Source organism: Streptomyces albireticuli, assembly GCF_021228125.1.
GTDB classification, from domain to species: domain Bacteria; phylum Actinomycetota; class Actinomycetes; order Streptomycetales; family Streptomycetaceae; genus Streptomyces; species Streptomyces albireticuli.
The window spans coordinates 250,445-269,353 of the sequence record NZ_JAJQQS010000009.1 but is presented as its reverse complement, the minus strand read 5'-3'; the positions used below and the strand labels follow the sequence as shown (position 1 = coordinate 269,353).

16 protein-coding genes are annotated in these 18,909 nt (G+C 73.9%); 7 read left to right on the top strand and 9 right to left on the bottom strand.

Annotation, left to right across the window (positions count from 1 at the left end):
- Positions 1-38: 38 nt before the first annotated feature.
- The 3 genes from LUZ64_RS18820 to hutU form a co-directional block, all read right to left on the bottom strand.
- Positions 39-1,379: a formimidoylglutamate deiminase gene (locus LUZ64_RS18820; protein WP_095581594.1), complete on the bottom strand. Its 1,341-nt coding sequence runs from the start codon at positions 1,377-1,379 to the stop codon at positions 39-41.
- Positions 1,376-2,566 carry an allantoate amidohydrolase gene (locus tag LUZ64_RS18815; RefSeq protein ID WP_095581593.1) on the bottom strand — a complete coding sequence of 397 codons (1,191 nt, stop codon included), beginning with the start codon at positions 2,564-2,566 and terminating at the stop codon, positions 1,376-1,378. Before LUZ64_RS18815 ends, LUZ64_RS18820 begins: the two co-directional genes overlap by 4 nt.
- 155 nt (positions 2,567-2,721) lie before the next feature.
- Complete coding sequence (gene hutU, locus LUZ64_RS18810) at positions 2,722-4,380, bottom strand: urocanate hydratase (RefSeq protein WP_095581584.1); 1,659 nt, start codon at positions 4,378-4,380, stop codon at positions 2,722-2,724.
- 167 nt (positions 4,381-4,547) lie between these two features.
- Here hutU and LUZ64_RS18805 point away from each other — a divergent pair, with 167 nt between their 5' ends.
- Entirely contained in the window at positions 4,548-5,984 is a 1,437-nt protein-coding gene (locus tag LUZ64_RS18805) for a type III PLP-dependent enzyme domain-containing protein (protein WP_095581583.1), read from the top strand.
- On the opposite strand, the gene LUZ64_RS18800 is transcribed toward LUZ64_RS18805, so the two are convergent.
- Complete coding sequence (locus LUZ64_RS18800; RefSeq protein ID WP_095581582.1) at positions 5,968-6,570, bottom strand: hypothetical protein; 603 nt, start codon at positions 6,568-6,570, stop codon at positions 5,968-5,970. The two genes, LUZ64_RS18805 and LUZ64_RS18800, sit on opposite strands and share 17 nt — an antisense overlap.
- A gap of 278 nt (positions 6,571-6,848) precedes the next feature.
- On the opposite strand from LUZ64_RS18800, the gene LUZ64_RS18795 reads away from it, so the two are divergent.
- Positions 6,849-8,159, top strand: coding sequence for an alpha/beta hydrolase family protein (locus LUZ64_RS18795; protein WP_095581581.1), 1,311 nt, complete (start codon positions 6,849-6,851; stop codon positions 8,157-8,159).
- Positions 8,160-8,294: 135 nt separating this feature from the next.
- Here the strand turns inward: LUZ64_RS18795 and LUZ64_RS18790 are convergent, their stop codons facing one another.
- Positions 8,295-9,146, bottom strand: coding sequence for a MurR/RpiR family transcriptional regulator (locus LUZ64_RS18790; protein WP_095581580.1), 852 nt, complete (start codon positions 9,144-9,146; stop codon positions 8,295-8,297).
- 127 nt (positions 9,147-9,273) lie between these two features.
- A complete protein-coding gene (locus tag LUZ64_RS18785; protein WP_372472004.1) occupies positions 9,274-10,635 on the bottom strand; it encodes an acyl-CoA synthetase in 1,362 nt (453 codons plus the stop codon).
- Between the two features lie 130 nt (positions 10,636-10,765).
- On the opposite strand from LUZ64_RS18785, the gene LUZ64_RS18780 reads away from it, so the two are divergent.
- A complete protein-coding gene (locus LUZ64_RS18780; protein WP_095581578.1) occupies positions 10,766-11,194 on the top strand; it encodes a hypothetical protein in 429 nt (142 codons plus the stop codon).
- Positions 11,195-11,650: 456 nt separating this feature from the next.
- Here the strand turns inward: LUZ64_RS18780 and LUZ64_RS18775 are convergent, their stop codons facing one another.
- The gene (locus tag LUZ64_RS18775) at positions 11,651-13,045 is read right to left on the bottom strand and encodes a cystathionine beta-synthase (RefSeq protein WP_095581592.1); all 1,395 of its coding nucleotides are present in this window, start codon (positions 13,043-13,045) and stop codon (positions 11,651-11,653) included.
- 170 nt (positions 13,046-13,215) lie between these two features.
- Between LUZ64_RS18775 and LUZ64_RS18770 the strand changes: the two genes are divergently transcribed.
- The 3 genes from LUZ64_RS18770 (at position 13,216) to LUZ64_RS18760 (ending at position 16,928) form a co-directional block, all read left to right on the top strand.
- Complete coding sequence (locus LUZ64_RS18770) at positions 13,216-14,241, top strand: SGNH/GDSL hydrolase family protein (protein WP_095581577.1); 1,026 nt, start codon at positions 13,216-13,218, stop codon at positions 14,239-14,241.
- Between the two features lie 362 nt (positions 14,242-14,603).
- Complete coding sequence (locus LUZ64_RS18765) at positions 14,604-15,824, top strand: acetyl-CoA C-acetyltransferase (protein ID WP_095584790.1); 1,221 nt, start codon at positions 14,604-14,606, stop codon at positions 15,822-15,824.
- A 273-nt stretch (positions 15,825-16,097) separates the two neighbouring features.
- A complete protein-coding gene (locus LUZ64_RS18760) occupies positions 16,098-16,928 on the top strand; it encodes a hypothetical protein (RefSeq protein ID WP_232390156.1) in 831 nt (276 codons plus the stop codon).
- A gap of 179 nt (positions 16,929-17,107) precedes the next feature.
- Here the strand turns inward: LUZ64_RS18760 and LUZ64_RS18755 are convergent, their stop codons facing one another.
- Complete coding sequence (locus tag LUZ64_RS18755) at positions 17,108-17,458, bottom strand: hypothetical protein (RefSeq protein ID WP_232390157.1); 351 nt, start codon at positions 17,456-17,458, stop codon at positions 17,108-17,110.
- A 98-nt stretch (positions 17,459-17,556) separates the two neighbouring features.
- Between LUZ64_RS18755 and LUZ64_RS18750 the strand changes: the two genes are divergently transcribed.
- Complete coding sequence (locus LUZ64_RS18750) at positions 17,557-17,787, top strand: DUF4287 domain-containing protein (RefSeq protein WP_095581739.1); 231 nt, start codon at positions 17,557-17,559, stop codon at positions 17,785-17,787.
- Positions 17,788-17,898: 111 nt separating this feature from the next.
- On the opposite strand, the gene LUZ64_RS18745 is transcribed toward LUZ64_RS18750, so the two are convergent.
- Positions 17,899-18,762: a Bax inhibitor-1/YccA family protein gene (locus LUZ64_RS18745; RefSeq protein ID WP_095581740.1), complete on the bottom strand. Its 864-nt coding sequence runs from the start codon at positions 18,760-18,762 to the stop codon at positions 17,899-17,901.
- Between the last annotated feature and the right edge of the window lie 147 nt (positions 18,763-18,909).

The following is an 18,909-nucleotide window of genomic DNA, read 5'->3' as shown; positions in this document are numbered from 1 at the left end:
TCGGTGCTCCTTCGGGTTTCTCGGTGGCTTCCTGGGGCTCAGGCGCGCAGGTCCGCGACGGCCTCGGCCAGCGCCTGCCCCACCTCGGGCACGAGCTGGTGGGTTCCTTCGCGCACGATGTGCCGGCCGCCGACGACGGTGTCCCGGACGTCCGCGTTGGTCGCCGCGAACACGGCCGTCTCGACGGCGAGCTCCGGCGGCGGGCCCGCCGTGCGCACCGTGTCCAGCGCGATCGTGGTGAGGTCCGCGAGCGCGCCCGCCCGGATGCCGCCCGCGTCGTGCCAGCCGAGAGCGGCGTGGCCGTCCGCGGTGGCGGCGCGCAGCAGCTGGGACGCGGTCCAGTGGCCGCGCGTACGGGTGTGCAGCCGCTCGTCGAGCTCCATCGCGCGCGCCTCTTCGAGGATGTCGATGACGGCGTGGCTGTCGCTGCCGAGGGAGAGCGGCGAGCCCGCGCTCTGCAGCTTGGGCGCCGGGCCGATGCCGTCGGCGAGGTCCCGCTCGGTGGTGGGGCACATGCACACACCGGTGCCGGAGTGGCCCAGGAGGCGGATGTCCCCGGGGGTGAGGTGGGTGGCGTGGACGGCGGTGGTGCGGGGGCCGAGCACACCGTGGTCGGCCAGGAGGGTGGTGGGGGTGAAGCCGTGGGCCTCGACGCAGGCGTCGTTCTCGGCGGTCTGCTCCGAGAGGTGGACGTGCAGCGGCGCCTCGCGCTCGTCGGCCCAGGCGGCGACGGTGGCCAGCTGATCGACGGGCACGGCCCGTACGGAGTGGACGGCCGCGCCGATCCGGGTGTTGTCGTCGCCCTTGAGCCCGGCGGCCCGCTCGGCCCACCGCTCGGCGGTGGTGTCGCTGAAGCGGAGCTGGTGCCGGCTGGGCGGCGCGCCGAAGCCGGAGGAGAGGTAGCAGGTGTCGAGGAGGGTGATGCGGATGCCCGCCTCGGCGGCCGCGGCGATCAGGGCCTCGCCCATGGCGTTGGGGTTGTCGTAGGCGCCGCCGCCGGGGGCGTGGTGGAGGTAGTGGAACTCACCGACGGCGGTGATGCCGGCGAGGGCCATCTCGGCGTACACCGCGCGGGCCAGCGCGTAGTAGGTGTCGGGGGTGAGCCGGTCGGCGACGCCGTACATGAGGTCGCGCCAGGTCCAGAAGGTCCCCTCGCCCTGCTGCACGGTGCCCCGCAGGGCGCGGTGGAACGCGTGCGAATGGGCGTTGGCCAGCCCCGGGAGTGTGAGGCCGCGCAGGGTCACGGAGCCCGTCGGCGGCTTCTTCACCCCCTTGCGGACGGACGCGATCCGGCCGTCCGTGCCCGTTTTGACGACCACGCCCCGCTCGACCCCGTTGTCGAGCCAGGCGTGCTCCGCCCAGTAAGTCTGTGCCGTCAGCGACACGCCAGGCCCTCCAGTACGTCGGCGAGTGCGGTCACCCCGGCCAGGCAGTCGTCCTCGTCCGCCGTCTCGGCGGGTGAGTGCGAGACGCCCGTGGGGTTGCGTACGAACAGCATGGCGGTCGGGACGGTCCCGGAGAGGATTCCGGCGTCGTGTCCCGCGCCCGTGCCGAGGACGGGGACGTTCCCGCCCAGGATCCGGCCGAGCTCGTCGCGCAGTGCGTGTTCGAATTCGACGACGGGGGTGAACGACTCCCGGGTGATCCGGACGTCGACGCCGTCGCGCTCGCCGCGCTCGACGGCCGCCTTCTCGATCTCGGCGATCACCAGGTCGAGGGTGTCCTGGTCGGCGGCGCGGGAGTCCAGCCAGCCGCGGACCAGGGACGGGATGGCGTTGACCCCGTTCGGCTCGACGCTGATCTTGCCGAAGGTGGCGAGGGCACCGGCGAGCCGGGCCTTCTTCCGGGCGGCGAGGACGGTGTTGGCGTAGGTGAGCATGGGGTCGCGGCGGTCGTCGATACGGGTGGTGCCCGCGTGGTTGGCCTCGCCGTGGAAGTCGAACCGCCAGCGGCCGTGCGGCCAGATGGCGGAGGCGATGCCCACCCGGTCGCCGGAGAGGTCCAGGGCCCGGCCCTGTTCGACGTGCAGTTCGACGAAGGCGCCGATCCGGGCCAGCCGCTCGGGGTCGGCCCCGATGGCCTCCGGGTCGTACCCGGCGCGCTCCATCGCCTGCGGCAGGGTGACGCCGTCGGCGTCGCGCAGCTCCCGGGCCTTGTCGAGGGTGAGCTGTCCGGCGGCCAGCCGGGAGCCCACGCAGGCCAGCCCGAAGCGGGCGCCCTCCTCGTCGCCGAAGTTGACGACGGCGAGGGGGCGGCCCGGCTTCGCGCCGCGCGAGCGCAGCTCGTCCAGCGCGGCGAAGGACGACACGACGCCGAGCGGGCCGTCGAAGGCGCCGCCGTCCGGGACGGAGTCCAGGTGCGAGCCGGTGACGACGGCGTCGCCGGCGGTGGGGTCGCCGAGCCAGGCCCACTGGTTGCCGTTGCGGTCGAGCTCGTAGGTGAGCCCGCGGGTCTCGGCCTGCGCCTTGAACCATTCACGGCAGTCGGTGTCGGCGGGGGTCCAGGCGTAGCGGCGGTATCCGCCGCTTTCCCGGTCGCGGCCGAGGGGGAGGAGGTCACGCCACATCTCGTGGAACGAGGCGCCACCGGTGGTGGGCACAACCCCACCCGCACCCGGCGACGTACGGTCGGCCCCACCGGGGGCACCCGCTTCCGGTGCGGGCCGGTGGGCCGGTCGCGCCCACCCGTGCCGCCCCGCGGCACGATTGCCCGCGACGTCGCTCACGAGTCCTCCCGCATCGGGACGCGCACGCCCTTGTCCTCCGCCACCGACTCCGCGATGTCGTACCCCGCGTCGACGTGCCGGATCACACCCATCCCCGGGTCGTTCGTCAGCACCCGGCGGATCTTCTCGCCCGCGAGCTTCGTGCCGTCGGCGACCGTGACCTGGCCCGCGTGGATGGAGCGGCCCATGCCGACGCCGCCGCCGTGGTGGAGGGAGACCCAGGAGGCGCCGGAGGCGACGTTGACCATGGCGTTCAGCAGCGGCCAGTCGGCGATCGCGTCGGAGCCGTCGAGCATGGCCTCGGTCTCGCGGTAGGGCGAGGCCACCGAGCCGCAGTCGAGGTGGTCGCGGCCGATGGCCAGCGGCGCGGCGAGGGTGCCGTCGGCGACCATCTCGTTGAAGCGCTCGCCCGCCTTGTCGCGCTCGCCGTAGCCGAGCCAGCAGATGCGGGCGGGCAGGCCCTGGAAGTGGACCCGCTCCCCGGCCATCTTGATCCAGCGCGCGAGGGACTCGTTCTCGGGGAAGAGTTCGAGCATCGCCTTGTCGGTCTTGTGGATGTCCGCCGCGTCGCCGGAGAGGGCCGCCCAGCGGAAGGGGCCCTTGCCCTCGCAGAAGAGGGGGCGGATGTAGGCGGGGACGAAGCCGGGGAAGTCGAAGGCGCGGGTGTAGCCCGCGAGCCGGGCCTCGCCGCGGATGGAGTTGCCGTAGTCGAAGACCTCGGCGCCCGCGTCCTGGAAGCCGACCATGGCCTCGACGTGCCGGGCCATGGACTCGCGCGCCCGGGTGGTGAAGTCGGCGGGCTTCTCGGCCGCGTACGTGGCCATGTCGTCGAAGTCGACGCCGACCGGGAGGTACGACAGCGGGTCGTGGGCGGAGGTCTGGTCCGTCACGATGTCGACGGGGGCGTTCATCGCGAGCAGCCGCGGGAGGAGCTCGGCGGCGTTGCCCAGCACGCCGATGGAGAGCGGGCGGCGCGCGTCCCGCGCCTCCACGGCCAGCTGGAGGGCGTGGTCGAGGGAGTCGGCCTTCACGTCCAGGTAGCGGTGCTCGATGCGGCGCTCGATGGCGCGCGGGTCGCAGTCGATACAGATCGCGACGCCGTCGTTCATGGTGACGGCGAGGGGCTGGGCGCCGCCCATGCCACCGAGGCCGGCCGTGAGGGTGATCGTCCCGGCCAGGGTGCCGCCGAACTTCTTGGCCGCGACGGCGGCGAAGGTCTCGTAGGTGCCCTGGAGGATGCCCTGGGTGCCGATGTAGATCCACGAACCGGCCGTCATCTGCCCGTACATGGTGAGGCCGAGGGCCTCCAGGCGGCGGAACTCCTCCCAGTTGGCCCAGTCGCCGACCAGGTTGGAGTTGGCGATGAGGACGCGCGGGGCCCATTCGTGCGTCTGCATCACGCCGACCGGGCGGCCGGACTGGACGAGCATCGTCTCGTCCTGCTTGAGCGTCCGCAGGGTGCGCACCATGGCGTCGAACGAGCGCCAGTCACGGGCGGCCTTGCCCGTGCCGCCGTAGACGACCAGCTTGTCCGGGTGCTCGGCGACCTCCGGGTCGAGGTTGTTCTGCAGCATCCGCAGGGCGGCTTCCTGCTGCCACCCCAAGGTGCTCAGCTCGGTACCTCGCGGTGCTCGGACGGGTCGCGGTCCTGACATGGTGCCCTGCCTCCCTGGCGCTCCGTAGAGACCACTGAATAGAACACTTCACATCTTGTGGCAGTGAATACCTCCAGTCAACAGGTGTGCGGGGTCCGGCGCCGTCCGTACGAACGGACCGGCCCCGTCCCATGGCACCGCGCCCCGCCGGGTGGTGGAGTGGACGCATGGGTCCGGAGAGCGCGAGCGCGCGCGAGCGACGTGAGGCCGCCGTCCGGGCGGCGGTGCGGGACGGCCTGGTCGACGCGCGGCACCCCGTGGCCGGGCTGCTGGACGTGCGGGGGATCCGCGAGGCCGTCGCCGCGCTGCGGGCCGCGTTCGAGGAGGTCGCGGCGCCCGGCACGGAGGTGCTGCACGCCTTCGCCGTGAAGGCCGCGTCGCTGGTGCCCGTGCTGCGACTGCTCGCCGACGAGGGGATGGGCTGCGAGGTGGCGAGCCCCGGGGAGCTGGCGCTGGCGCGCGCCGCGGGGGTGGGGCCGGGGCGCACGGTCCTGGACTCCCCCGCGAAGACGGACGCGGAGCTGCGCGAGGCACTCGCGCTCGGCGTCGCGGTCAACGCCGACAGCCGCCAGGAGCTGGCCCGCCTGGACGCGCTCGTAAGGTCCGCGCCGACCGCCTCCGTGCTCGGCGTACGGGTGAACCCGCAGCTCGGCCCGGGCAGCATCGGGGCGATGAGCACGGCCACCGAGACGTCCAAGTTCGGGGTGGCGCTGCGGGACGAGGGGGCGCGCGCGTGGCTGGTCCGCGCCTTCGTGGAACGGCCCTGGCTCACCCGGATGCACGCCCACGTCGGCTCGCAGGGCTGCCCGCCGGAGCTGATGGCCGAGGGGGTGCGGACCACGTACGAGCTGGCCGAGGAGGTCAACCGGGCGGTCGGTGAGCAGCGGGTGCGGACCCTGGACATCGGCGGCGGGCTGCCCGTCAATTTCGCCTCCGAGGAGGTGACGCCGAGCTTCCGGGATTACGCGCGGCTGCTCGACGTGACCGTACCCGCCCTGTTCGACGGGCGCTACGGCCTGGTCACGGAGTTCGGCCGGTCGCTGCTGGCCAAGAGCGGCACGGTGCTGGCCCGGGTGGAGTACGCCAAGTCGGCCGGCGGCCGGCGGATCGCGGTGACGCACGCGGGCGCCCAGGTCGCGGCGCGGACGGTGTTCGCGCCCGCCGCCTGGCCGCTGCGCGTGGCCGCCTTCGACGCGGAGGGGCGGCCCAAGGAGGGCGAGCCGGTGCCGCAGGACGTCGCCGGGCCGTGCTGCTTCGCGGGCGACCTGGTCGCGGTGGACCGGCCGCTGCCGCTCCTGGAGCCGGGCGACCACGTGGCGCTGCTGGACACCGGCGCGTACTACTTCTCGAACCACTTCGCGTACAACTCTCTGCCCCGCCCGGGGGTTTACGGCTACGCGTCCGCAGAAGGTCGCACGGAGGATTTCCCCGAGGGGCACGGGGAGCGCGGCGGGCCCGGGGAGCGCGGCGGGCCCGGGGAGCGCGGCGGGCGCCGCTTCGGCCCGGACGTCCGCTTCGTGCCCGTCCGCCGCCCGCAGTCGCTCGACGAACTCGTCGAGGAGAGCGGCGGCACGCTCGCCCCGGGCCTCACCGCGCTGCGCTGACGCCCGTCCGGGAGGCCGCCCGCCGGACCCGGCGGCGGGCACCGCCCGGTGCCGCGTCACCGGCGGAGAGCCCGGTGGTCTCGTAGCCGCGTACGTCCCGCCCGGCGGGGCCGCGCCGGGCGCCGTCCGCCCGCACCCACAGCAGACTCTCCGCCCGCGCCTCCAGCCCGCCCAGCCAGCGGGCCTTCGCCCACAGCCCCGCGCCCGCCCCGGCCATCGCCAGCCCGGCGGTGGCGGGCGCGGCGAAGGAGGAGCCGACGGCGGCCAGGAAGGCGAGCGCCAGCCACGGGCGGGCGGCCCGCCGCCGGTTCCGCAGGGTCACGGCGCGGTCCTGGAGGAAGACGGAGCGGCCCGCCCGCGACGCGCCGCGCGCCAGTTCCTCGTAGCGCCCGCGGCGTGCCGCGAAGACCACGACGGCCGTGATCAGGAACAGCGCCGCGCCCGCCGTCACCCCGATCCGGCGCCCGGTGAGCCCCGGCACCAGGATGCCGACGCCCGCGCTCACCAGTCCCGCCCACCACAGCGGGCCCGCGGTCGCCCTGACGACCACCGCCACCCGTGCCAGCGCATACGCACCGCGCCCCACGACTCACCTCCTCGTCCCCGGGGCCCTGGGCCCCGGTGTGCACCTGACCCGGGCCGGGGCCCCGACGGGGCCCGGCCCTGCCCGGAATCTGCCCGGATTCCGGCCGGAATCCGCGCGGCAGGCTAGCCAACGAATCTGAGTGCGGGCTGAGAAGCGCCGTCCTGGCCGGAACGCGCCTCATACCGGGGTAGCACCCGCGTGTTGGCTCCGCCGTATGACGTGGCGGGGCACACCCCTTCCCTAGAGTCGGCGCACCGGGCGAACGGGAGGGGCGGGACATGGCGGCGCACGAGCGGAGACTGAGGCGGCGGGCCGTACTGGCGGCGGGGGTGCTGGCCGGCACGGCGCTGCTGGGCACGACGGCGGGCCGGGCCGAGGCGCTGCCGGGCACGGACGGCGCGGCGGCCACGGCCCGGCCGCACGCGGCGCTGCCGGCCCCCACCGGCCCGTACGCCGTCGGCACGGCGACCCGGCACCTGGTGGACGCCGCCCGCCGGGACCCGTGGAAGCCGGAGAGCGGGGACCGCGAGGTGATGGTCGGCCTGTTCTACCCGGCGGACGGTGGCGGGCGGGGCCGGACCGCCCCGCACATGGACGCCGCGTCCGCCGGGCACTTCGGGGCGGCGGGCGGCGCGGCGGAGGCCAACTACCGGGTGCGCGCGGGCGCGGCCGACTGGGCGGCCACGCGCACCCACGCACGCGTGGACGTGCCGGTGGCACGCGGTGCCCGGTCCCTCCCGGTCGTCCTGTACTCGGCGGGCCTGGGCGACCCGCGCACCTGGAACACCGGTCTGGCCGAGGAGCTGGCGTCGCGCGGCTACGTCGTCGTGACGGTCGACCACACCTACGACTCGTCGGAGGTCTCCTTCCCCGGCGGGCGGCTGGTGGAGTCCGTGCTGCCCGCGCTCGCCGAGGACCCCCGTACGGGCCCTTCGGAGATCGACGCCGCGCTGCGCCGGTCGCTGGCGGCGCGCGTGGGCGACACCCGGTTCGTCCTCGACGCCCTGGGTGGTGACGCCGGGTGGCGGCGGGCCATGCCGAGGGGTCTCGCCGACGCCATGGACCTGCGGCGCGTCGGCATGGCCGGGCACTCCATGGGTGGTCTGACCGCGGCTCAGACCATGCTGGAGGACCGCCGGGTCCGGGCGGGCGTCAACATGGACGGGCAGATGGCCTTCCCCCTCCCGGACGCCTCCGGGAGCGCGCTGAGCGGCGCCGCCCGCGAGGGCGTGGACCGGCCGTTCCTGCTGATGGGCTCCGAGGGGCCGGGCGCGGCGGAGAACCGGGCGTCGTGGACGTCCTTCCGGCGGCACTCGCGCGGCTGGAACGCCGAGCTGACCATGGCCGGTTCGCGGCACGCCGCGTACACCGACGCCGCGTCCCTGTTGCCGGCCCTGTCCCGGCGGGGCGCGCTGTCCGGGGACGATCTGAGGGAGACCCTGGGGACCGTGCGGCCGGAGCGGGCGGTGGCGACGACGCGGGCGTACGTGGTGGCGTTCTTCGACCGGTTCCTGAAGGGCCGGGACGGTGGCCTCCTCGACGGCCGGTCGGCCCGCTTCCCTGAGGTGCGGATGTCCGGCGGGGCGTAAGGCCGGGTACGGGCCGGGGGTACGCCTGCGGCGGGCCTTTCCCCACCCCGCCCCTTCCCGAATGTCCTCAAGCGCCGGACGGGCTGATTTTCAGCCCGTCCGGCGCTTGAGGACCGGGGTCCGGGGCAGAGCCCCTCACTCCACGAACAGCCCCCGCGCCGCCGCCTTCGCGTCGAACTCCTCCAGCCGCGCCTGCGCGTCGGGCAGCGCGTCGCACATGGCCTCCAGCAGCACCCGCCCCAGCAGCATCGGCGCACACGCCGTGTCGAAGGCGAGGCCGGTGCCGACGGCCGCGGGCAGCAGCAGGTCGCTGTGGCGGGCGACGGGCGCGAAGGTGGAGTCCGCGACGGTGACGACCGTCAGGCCCTCGCCCCGCGCGTACTCCAGCGCCTCGACCACCTCGCGCGGGTGGCGGGGCAGCGCGAAGCACAGCAGGGTGCTCGCACCGGCCCGTACGGCCGCGTCTATGCGGTCGGCGAGGAGCGTGCCGCCCTCGTCGAGCAGCCGGACGTCGGGGTGGACCTTGCGGGCGAAGTAGGCGAAGCCCGCCGCCTGCGCGGTGGCGGCGCGCAGACCGAGCACGGGCAGCGGCCTCGACCGCGCGAGCAGCCGCCCGGCGCGGGCGACGGGCTCGGGGTCGGCGAGCAGGGAGGCGAGGTGGCGGAGGTTGTCGATCTCCGCCTGGACCGCTTCCTGGTACTCGTTGTACGAGCTCTCGCCGGGCTCGGCGGTGGCGGGGACGACCTCGCGCAGGTGACGGCGCAGGGCGGGGTAGCCGTCGAAGCCGAGGGCGACCGCGAAGCGGGTCACGGAAGGCTGGCTGACGCCCGCGAGCTCGGCGAGCTCGACGCTGGAGAGGAACGGCGCGTCGGCGGCCCGCCGCACCACGCAGTGGGCGATCCGGCGCTGGGTGGGCGTCAGCCGGTGCCCTTCGAAGAGCTTCTGCAGGCGTGCCGTGGCCTCCGGCTCGCCTCCGTTGTCACTCATCGGCCCTCCACGTTCTCGGTACGGACCGTCGGCGGGTCCGCCGGCGGGGCCTCGCACGGTCATTCACGGCCCCTGGTCCTGCATGGAATTATGCAGGAGGGCGCTTTCCAGGGGCCGCCGCCCACCGCTACAGCGGCGGGAGGAGCTTCTTCTGCGGCTTGCCCATCGCGTTGCGCGGCAGCGCCTCCAGGAACCGGACGCGGCGGGGCCGCTTGTGTGCCGAGAGGTGTCCGGCCACGAAGTCGATCAGGGTCCGCTCGGACACCCCGTCGGCCACCACATAGGCGACGATCTCCTGCCCGAGGTCGTCGTGGTCCACGCCGACGACGGCCGCCTCACGCACCGCGGGGTGGTCCAGGAGGGCGTTCTCGACCTCGCCCGCGCCGACCCGGTAGCCACCGGTCTTGATCAGGTCGACGGAAGCCCGGCCCACGATGCGGTGCATCCCGTCGGGGTCCAGGGTCGCGATGTCGCCGGTGCGGAACCAGCCGTCCTCGGTGTGCGCGGCCGCCGTCGCCTCCGGACGGCCGAGGTAGCCGGCGAAGAGGGTCGGCCCGGACACCTCCAGCTCGCCGACGCCGTTCTCGGTCCGCGCCAGTCTGGTCCGTATGCCCGGCAGCGGCAGGCCCACCGAGCCGGGGCGGCGGTCGCCGTCGGCCCGGGTCGAGACGGTGATCAGGGTCTCCGTCATGCCGTAGCGCTCCACGGGCCGCTGCCCGGTGAGCGCCTCCAGGTCGCGGAAGACGGGCGCGGGCAGCGGCGCGCTGCCCGACACCAGCAGCCGCGCCTTGCCGAGCTCCCGGGCCGCGTCCGGTTCCCGGACCACGCGGGACCACACGGTGGGCACACCGAAGTAGAGGCTGCCGCCGGCCGCCGCGTACGCCGCCGGGGTGGGCCGGCCGGTGTGGACGAGCCGGCAGCCGGTGCGCAGGGCGCCCAGCACACCGAGGACGAGGCCGTGCACGTGGAACAGCGGCAGGCCGTGGACGAGGGTGTCCTCGGCCGTCCAGGCCCACGCCCCGGCGAGCCCGTCCAGGCCGGCGGCGACGGCCGCGCGCGGGATCAGGACGCCCTTGGGCGAGCCGGTGGTGCCCGAGGTGTAGAGGATCAGGGCGGTGGCCGCGGGGTCCGGCTCGGCCCCGGACCAGTCGGCCCGCTCCGCCGCGTCGACCGGCAGGTCGCCGCCGGTGCCCAGCACCAGGGCGGCCCCGGAGTCGCGCAGGATGTGGTCCCGCTCGGCGGGCCCGGCGTCCGGCGGCAGCGGCACGGCGGGCACCCCGGCGAGCAGCGCGCCCACGACGGCGACGACGGTCTCCAGGGTGGCCTCCGCCTGGACGGCCACGGACGGCGCCCCGGCGATCCGGTGCGCCACGGCGGCCGCGGCGCCCAGCAGTTCCTCGCGCGAGCAGGTCCGGCCGGCGACGGTCAGGGCGTCGGGCAGGTCGGGGCCGCCGGCGCCGCCCGCTCCGGCGGCGAGGGACGTCAGCAGGGGTACGGTCGGTTCGGGCACGGACTGCTCCTTCCACGGGGGCCCGCCGGCGGTCCGGGGACAGCCCCCACTGCGGATACGGGTGCTAGCCCCAACGACCCGGGGCTCCCGTGACCGTATCGTCGTCCGCATGACGGCCCACGACCCCGAGACGAAGTCAGAGATGAAGAAGGAACTCGACGCGACCCTCCAGACCCGCAAGGAACTGGGGCCGGAGTACGAGTCGGAGCTGGTCGACGGCTTCCTGGACAAGGTCGACCGGAAGATCGACACGACGATCGACCGCCATGTGCGCCGCCATCTGGCGGAGCAGCAGATGGCCGCCGCCCGGGGCGCCCGGCCGCGGCCCGCCGACACGGGGCCCGGCAGCTTCGGGGAGCGGTTCGGTTTCGCGGCGATCTCGCTGGTGCTGGCGATCCCGCTGTCCGCCATCGGTGTCGTCAACGCCGGGCTGGCCGGTCTGCTGGTGACGTGGGCGGGCATCGTGGGCGTCAACGCGCTCAATTCGGCCGGGGTCTTCCCCTGGCCGCACCACCGCAAGCCCGACGACGAGCGCTGACGAGCGCCGGCAGGGCCTGACGGGGTGACAGGAACCGACGGGGTGACAGGGACCGACGAAAACGCGCGGGCCCCGGCTGGGCCTCGGCGGAGACGCCGGGAAGCCGCGGGCCCGGCCGGGAGGGATGGGCGGGGGGCCGCCGTACCCCGGCCGAGGCCGGAGTCGGGACGACGGCGGTCCCCCACCAGGACACGGTTCCGGGTCAGGGCCGGTCCATCCGTGTCCGGACGGCCTTGGAAGTCCGGGAGCCGCTCCGGAGGTCCTGCCGCCGCTCTGGGGTGCCGGTCCGGGCGGACCCTCGCCGACACCCCTCAATATGCCGGACCGTTGTTAAGTCCGTGCTGCGGGCGCGTGACGCATACGTACCCTTTATGCGTCATCCGCGTGACTTGACGCCCACTTGGCGCGCGGGGCCCGGTACCCGCCCCCGCGCGCGGTCCGGCGCCCGCCCGGCGCCTACTTGGCGGGAGCGGCGCTCTCGGCCAGGAAGGCCAGCAGGTCCTGGCGGCTGACGACGCCCTTGGGCTTGCCCTCGACGATCACGATCGCCGCGTCGGCCTCGCCGAGGACCGCCATCAGGTCCGCGACCGGCTCACCGGAGCCGACCTGCGGCAGCGGCGGGCACATGTGCTTCTCCAGCGGGTCGCTGAGCGAGGCGCGCTGCGTGAACAGGGCGTCCAGCAGCTCGCGCTCCACGACCGAGCCGATGACCTCGGCGGCCATCACATCGGGGTGCCCCGCGCCCGGCTTGACGATGGGCATCTGCGAGACGCCGTACTCGCGGAGCACCTCGATGGCCTCGCCGACCGTCTCCTCGGGGTGCATGTGCACCAGCGAGGGCATGCCGCCGTCCTTGCGGCGCAGCACGTCGCCCACGCGGGCGGCGTCGCCCGGCTCCTCCAGGAAGCCGTAGTCCGCCATCCACTCGTCGTTGAAGATCTTGCTGAGGTAGCCGCGGCCGCTGTCGGGCAGCAGCACGACGACGACGTCGTCCGGGCCCAGGCGCTTGGCGAGCTCCAGGGCGCTGACGACCGCCATGCCGCAGGAGCCGCCGACGAGCAGGCCTTCCTCGCGGGCGAGGCGGCGGGTCATCTGGAAGGCGTCCTTGTCGGACACCGCGATGATCTCGTCGGTCACCGTGCCGTCGTAGGCGCTGGGCCAGAAGTCCTCGCCGACGCCCTCGATCAGGTACGGACGGCCGGAGCCGCCGCTGTAGACGGAGCCCTCGGGGTCGGAGCCGATGACCTTGACCCGGCCGTCGCTGACCTCCTTGAGGTAGCGGCCGGTGCCGCTGATGGTGCCGCCGGTGCCCACGCCGGTCACAAAGTGAGTGATCTTGCCCTCGGTCTGCTCCCAGATCTCCGGGCCGGTGGAGTGGTAGTGCGACAGGGCGTTGTTGGGGTTGCTGTACTGGTCGGGCTTCCAGGCGTTCGGCGTCTCCTGCACCAGGCGGTCCGAGACGTTGTAGTAGGAGTCCGGGTGTTCCGGGTCGACGGCCGTGGGGCAGACGACGACCTCGGCACCGTAGGCGCGCAGCACGTTGATCTTGTCGTTGGACACCTTGTCCGGGCACACGAAGATGCACTTGTAGCCCTTTTGCTGGGCCACGATCGCCAGGCCCACACCGGTGTTGCCGGAGGTCGGCTCCACGATGGTGCCGCCGGGCTTGAGCTCGCCGGACTTCTCGGCGGCCTCGATCATCCGCACGGCGATCCGGTCCTTCACGGAACCGCCGGGGTTGAAGTACTCGACCTTGGCAAGCACGGTGGCCTGGATGCCTTCGGTCACGCTGTTGAGCTTCACAAGCGGGGTGTTGCCGACAAGCTCAACCATCGAATCGTGATACTGCACGGTGATCTCCGCGGTCAGGGGCACTAGCGCATCGCGTACCCGTATCTCCAGCCTATTGCGCCGTCGAGGGGACACGGCCCCGCGTTGCACGGGGGTGTGCTCGGGGCAACAACCAGTTAGCGGGGTCCGGCGGGGGTGCGTACCGTCGGAGCGGGAGGAGGTCGGGGCCCATGTCCATGTCGAGGGCGAGAGTCGCACGGCGGATCGCGGCCGCCGCGGCGTACGGCGGTGGCGGTATCGGCCTGCTGGGCGCGACGGCGGTCGGCGTCCTGCTCACCGAGGCGCGGCTGGCCAGGCGGGTGGTCGGCGGGGCCCACGGGTCGCCGCCGCACGCGGACGGCCGCTACGGCTCCGCGTTCGTCCACCGGCTCGGCCGGGACCCGCTGCTGCTGGGGGTGCTCGGCGATTCCACGGCGGCGGGACAGGGCGTGCACCGGCCCCGGCAGACGCCCGGGGCCCTGCTGGCCTCGGGGCTCGCGGCGGTCGCCGAGCGGCCGGTGACGCTGCGCAACGTGGCGCTCTCCGGCGCCCAGTCCCACGACCTGGACCGGCAGGTGACCCTGCTGCTGGACGACGGTCCGGCCCCCGACGTCTGCGTGATCATGATCGGGGCGAACGACGTCACCCACGGGATGCCGGCGGCCCGCTCCGTACGGCTGCTGTCCGACGCGGTGCGCAGGCTGCGCGAGGCGGGCAGCGAGGTGGTAGTGGGCACCTGCCCCGACCTGGGCACCATCGAGCCCGTCTACCAGCCGCTGCGCTGGGTGGCCAAGCGGCTGAGCCGGCAGCTGGCGGCGGCCCAGACGATCGGCGTCCTGGAGGCCGGCGGCCGTACGGTCTCGCTCGGCGACCTGCTGGGCCCGGAGTTCGCGCAGAACCCCCGCGAGCTGTTCGGACCCGACAACTACCACCCGTCCGCGGAGGGCTACGCCACGGCGGCCATGGCCGTGCTGCCGACGCTGTGCGCGGCGCTGGGGCTGTGGCCGGAGGACGAGGAGCGGCCGGACGTGGCACGCCGCGAGGGCATCCTGCCGGTGGCCCGGGCGGCCGCGGAGGCGGCGGCCGAGGGCGGCACCGAGGTCACGGCGGCACGCGGTCGCTGGGCCCTGCTCAAGCACCGCAAGCGGCGCCATCTGCCGGCCCATACGGAGGCTACGCCGCATCACGCTTGGCTGCGGGTGGGGCGGGGGTCGTGAGGGTGCGGGCTCGTGTGCGGGTGCGGGTGCGGGTGCGTGGTGGGTCGGGGGCGGGGCGGGGTGGGCCCTCCGGGGCTGCATGATTTACGGGCCCCGTTGCGCGACGTCGAACAGTTGCTCGCCGTACGGCCCGCAAATCACGCGTCACGCCCCTTGCCGGGCCCACCCCGCCCCGCCCCCTCCCGCCGCACCCCGGCCGCCCCCCCCTGAGCGACCGCTTAGAAAAGAGGTCCGCATCACAGCCTCCAAGCCGTGACCGGAGCCCTACGGACGGGTAACTTCCAACAGGCCCTGTCGTCCCGCCGCCCAGGCGCTCGGCAGGCCCGCCTCAGGCCCGCCTTCCCACGCCCACTGGAGCCGTGATGCCCGAAGCCGTGATCGTCTCAACCGCCCGCTCCCCGATCGGCCGCGCCTTCAAGGGCTCGCTGAAGGAGATGCGCGCCGACGACCTGACCGCGACGATCATCGGCGCCGCGCTCGCCAAGGTCCCGGAGCTCGACCCGCGCGACATCGACGACCTGATGCTCGGCTGCGGCCTGCCCGGCGGCGAGCAGGGCCACAACCTGGGCCGGATCGTGGCCGTCCAGATGGGCATGGACCACCTGCCCGGCTGCACGATCACCCGCTACTGTTCCTCGTCGCTCCAGACCTCGCGGATGGCGCTGCACGCCATCAAGGCGGGCGAGGGCGACGTCTTCATCTCGGCGGGCGTCGAGACGGTCTCGCGGACCGTCAACGGCTCCTCCGACGGCATGCCGGGCAGCCACAACGCGTTCTTCGCCGAGGCCGAGGCCCGCACGGCCGCCCGCGCCGAGCAGGGCGGGGACGAGTGGCACGACCCGCGCGAGGACGGCCTGGTGCCGGACGCGTACATCGCGATGGGCCAGACCGCCGAGAACCTGGCGCGCCTGAAGGGCATCAGCCGTCAGGAGATGGACGAGTTCGGCGTCCGCTCGCAGAACCTCGCCGAGGAAGCCATCAAGAACGGCTTCTGGGCCCGCGAGATCACCCCGGTCACCACCCCGGACGGCACGGTCGTCGCCAAGGACGACGGCCCGCGCGCCGGCGTCACCCTGGAGGGCGTGCAGGGCCTGAAGCCGTCCTTCCGCCCCGACGGCCTGATCACGCCGGGCAACTGCTGCCCGCTCAACGACGGCGCCGCCGCCCTGGTGATCATGTCCGACACCAAGGCGCGTGAGCTGGGCCTGACCCCGCTGGCCCGGATCGTCTCCACCGGCGTCTCGGCGCTCTCCCCCGAGATCATGGGCTTCGGCCCGGTCGAGGCCAGCAAGCAGGCGCTGCGCCGGGCCGGCCTGGGCATCGGCGACATCGACCTGATCGAGATCAACGAGGCCTTCGCGGCCCAGGTCATCCCGTCCTACCAGGCGCTGGGCGCGGACCTGGACCGGGTGAACGTCAACGGCGGCGCGATCGCGGTCGGCCACCCCTTCGGCATGACGGGCGCCCGGATCACCGGCACCCTGATCAACTCCCTCCAGTGGCACGACAAGCAGTTCGGCCTGGAGACGATGTGCGTGGGCGGCGGGCAGGGGATGGCGATGGTCATCGAGCGGCTGAGCTGAGCGGAAGCGAGGCGAGGACGTGCGTCGGGTCGCGCGGCTGAGCTGATACCGAACTGTTTTTCCACGGCCCATACGTGACCGTGACCGAATCGCCCCCAGGATGTGACCAACGCCCTGGGGGCGATTCGTTTCCGCAGGTCAGATATGTTGAAGAGGCAACGTCCGGGCCCTAAGTCCCGTCCCCTTCATGACGTTTTGCACTGTGGCCATACAGCATCACGGGCGAAGCTGAGGTAGGAATCTGGGGGACCTATAGCAACCGGGAGTACGTCAGTGAGCGCCTTGTCCCTTGCCCTGCTGCTTGCCGCTGCCACCGCCACGGCGGCGGGTGCCGCCGCCCTCCACAGCACGCGCGGCCTGCGCCGGCAGATCGCGGCCCTGCGGGCCGACCTCGCCGCGGCCGGCGCGGAGCGACGCGAGCGCGCCCAGGTTCCGCACGCCCGGCCCGCCCCCGGTGCCGAGATCGCGGAGATACGGGCCGCCGTCGCCGACGCCCTCGCCGAGGAGCGCGAGCGCGAGCTCGCCGAGGCCCGCGCCTTCTGGGCGGCCCAGGAGGCCAGGGACCCCAGCGGCGCGGACGCCCCGTCGCTGCTCGGCGGCCTGCCCGGGCTCGGTGACGACCTGCTGGGCCCCGAGGGCCCGTACGGCAGCCTCTACCTGCCCCGCCAGGCCGACCTCGTGGGCCTGGAGCCGCTGGGCGAGTCCGCCTCGGCCGCCGAGACGGAGGCCGCGGAGTCCCCGGAGCTGGCCGCCGCGCGCCGCCGGCACCCGTCCCACCCCGATTTCACCCCCGCGGGTCCCGCCGGGGACCACGAGACCACCGTCGAGCGGCTCGCCGAACTCTCCGACGCCCGGATTCCACTGACCGACGTCCGGCCGGGGCCGCTGGGCACCCTCGACGTCTACGTCTTCGCCGACGGCACGACGCTCTGCATGACGCCGGGCCACCGCGAGACGGCGGAGCGGCTGGGGGCGGCGCTGGACGCGGGGGACGCGCCCGTGCTTCTCGGGGGGTCGGGGGTTTCGGGGGCGTACGCGCTGACGTTCGCCTGTGCGGTGGAGAAGATCTACGTCCTGGCCGATCGGGTGATCGCTTCGCCTTGACGGGTCTGTAGGTGCACGGGGCCTTCCCCCGGAACCGGGCACATTCAGCCCGGCCGGCGATTGAGGCCACCGCGCGTCAGCGCGGAACCGGGGGCCCGGGGGCTTGCCCCCGGTCTCGGGAAGGGGCGGGTAGGGGACAAAGCCCCGCGCAGCGGCACCCCCACCGTCCCCACCCCCCGTCACACCACCCCGCTCCGCCTCCCCGCCTCCTCCACCCGGGCCACCGCCTCCGCGACCCCCACCCCCTCCGGCAGGGCACCCTCACCGGACGCCCCCGCCAGGGACAGCGCTTCGGCCAAATCATGGCCCGCCACCGCCACTTGGTCCGCGACCGCGAAGATCCCCGCGTCCGGCATCTCGCGCGGCGGAACCGCGTCCGGTTCCTCCAGCCGCTGGGTCCACGCGGCCAACTCTCGGGCCAGGGCCAGCGCTTCCGCCGCGGCCCCCCTGCTCAGACGGGACTGCGGCAGGGACCGCAGCCGGTCGGCGTAGGCGTCCACGGCGGCAAGAAGAGGCGTCACATCATCCACAGCGCGAGCCTATGCGCCGCCGACGGACTGTTGCCAACGGATGAACACTCAGGCACGGTGACAGGAAGGACCATCAGCCGACGCGTCCGGAGGCGCCGATGTCCCACGTCTTCTCCGACGAGACCCACCGGAATCTGCTCTCCCGTATCCCTCATTGCACCGGCCGTGAAGTCGCGGACTGGCTGCGCACGGTAGAAGAAGGCCCTTCCCTCTTCCGATTCGAGGAGAAGGTGAGCTGGCTCCGTGGAGAGCACGACCTCGCCTACGGCCATGCCAAAGCGATCGTCCACGAGTACGACCTCCGACGGGCCGCGCGGAAGCTCCGGTAGCGGACGCCCACCCCGATCAGCACCGCACAACGGGGCACGTACATGCGAAGGGCCCGGGAAGACGGTGTCTTCCCGGGCCCTTCGTCAGCCGCCGGCCGTCAGGCCGGGGCGCTAGTCGTTGCCGGTGATGGCGGTGACCAGCTGGAGCATCTGGACGTAGATCCACACCAGCGACAGCGTGAGGCCGAAGGCCGCCATCCAGGCGATCTCACGGGGGGCGCCGTAGCGGACGCCGTCCTCGATCTGCTTGAAGTCGATCGCCAGGAACGCCGCGCCGATCAGCACGCCGATGACACCGACGCCGATGCCGAGCGGGCCGGAGCGCAGGCCGAGGCCGTCACCGCCGCCGAAGGCGGCGAACAGGACGTTCACCAGCATCAGCAGGACGAAGCCGATCGCGGCCGCCGTCACGAAGCGGATGAAGCGGCGGTCGACGCGGATCAGCTTCGTCTTGTAGGCGATCAGGACGCCGACGGACACGGCGATCGTGCCGAGCACCGCCTGGACCGGGGCGCCGTCCGCGTAGTGGTTGTACGACCGGCTGACCACGCCGAGGAACAGGCCCTCCAGCGCGGCGTACCCCAGGATCAGCGCGGGGACCGGCTTCTGCTTGAAGGACTGGACGAAGCCGAGCACCATCGCGACGAGGCCCGCGGCGAAACCGACGCCCACGGGGATCTTCGCCGCCCAGCCGATGGCCGCCGCGACGACGACCAGGCCCAGCGTGGTGCCGGTACGCATGACGACGTCGTCCATCGTCATCCGGCCCGGCTGCGCCGGGGCCTGCGGGGCGCCGTGCTGCACGTCGGGGCCCTGCGCGTACGGGTTCGTCGCGTACGGGTTGGTGGGCTCCGCGTAGGGGTTGTTCGCGTACGGGCTGCCCTGGGCCGCGGTCCCGGCCTGCGGGGCACCGTTGAAGCCGGCGTAGCCGTTGTCGCGGAACCCTCGCGAGAAGACCGGGTTGCTGCTCCTCATCCTCACTCCTCCGTGGCCACCCTGCGCGGCCTTGCGACCAGGGTAATGGGTAGGCAAAAGAATGCACTCGTGCTTGGGGACGATCTTTTGGCCGCGTACCCCCACCCGGAGAACGGGAATCCCGCGCCCACGGTTCCCTACCCCCTT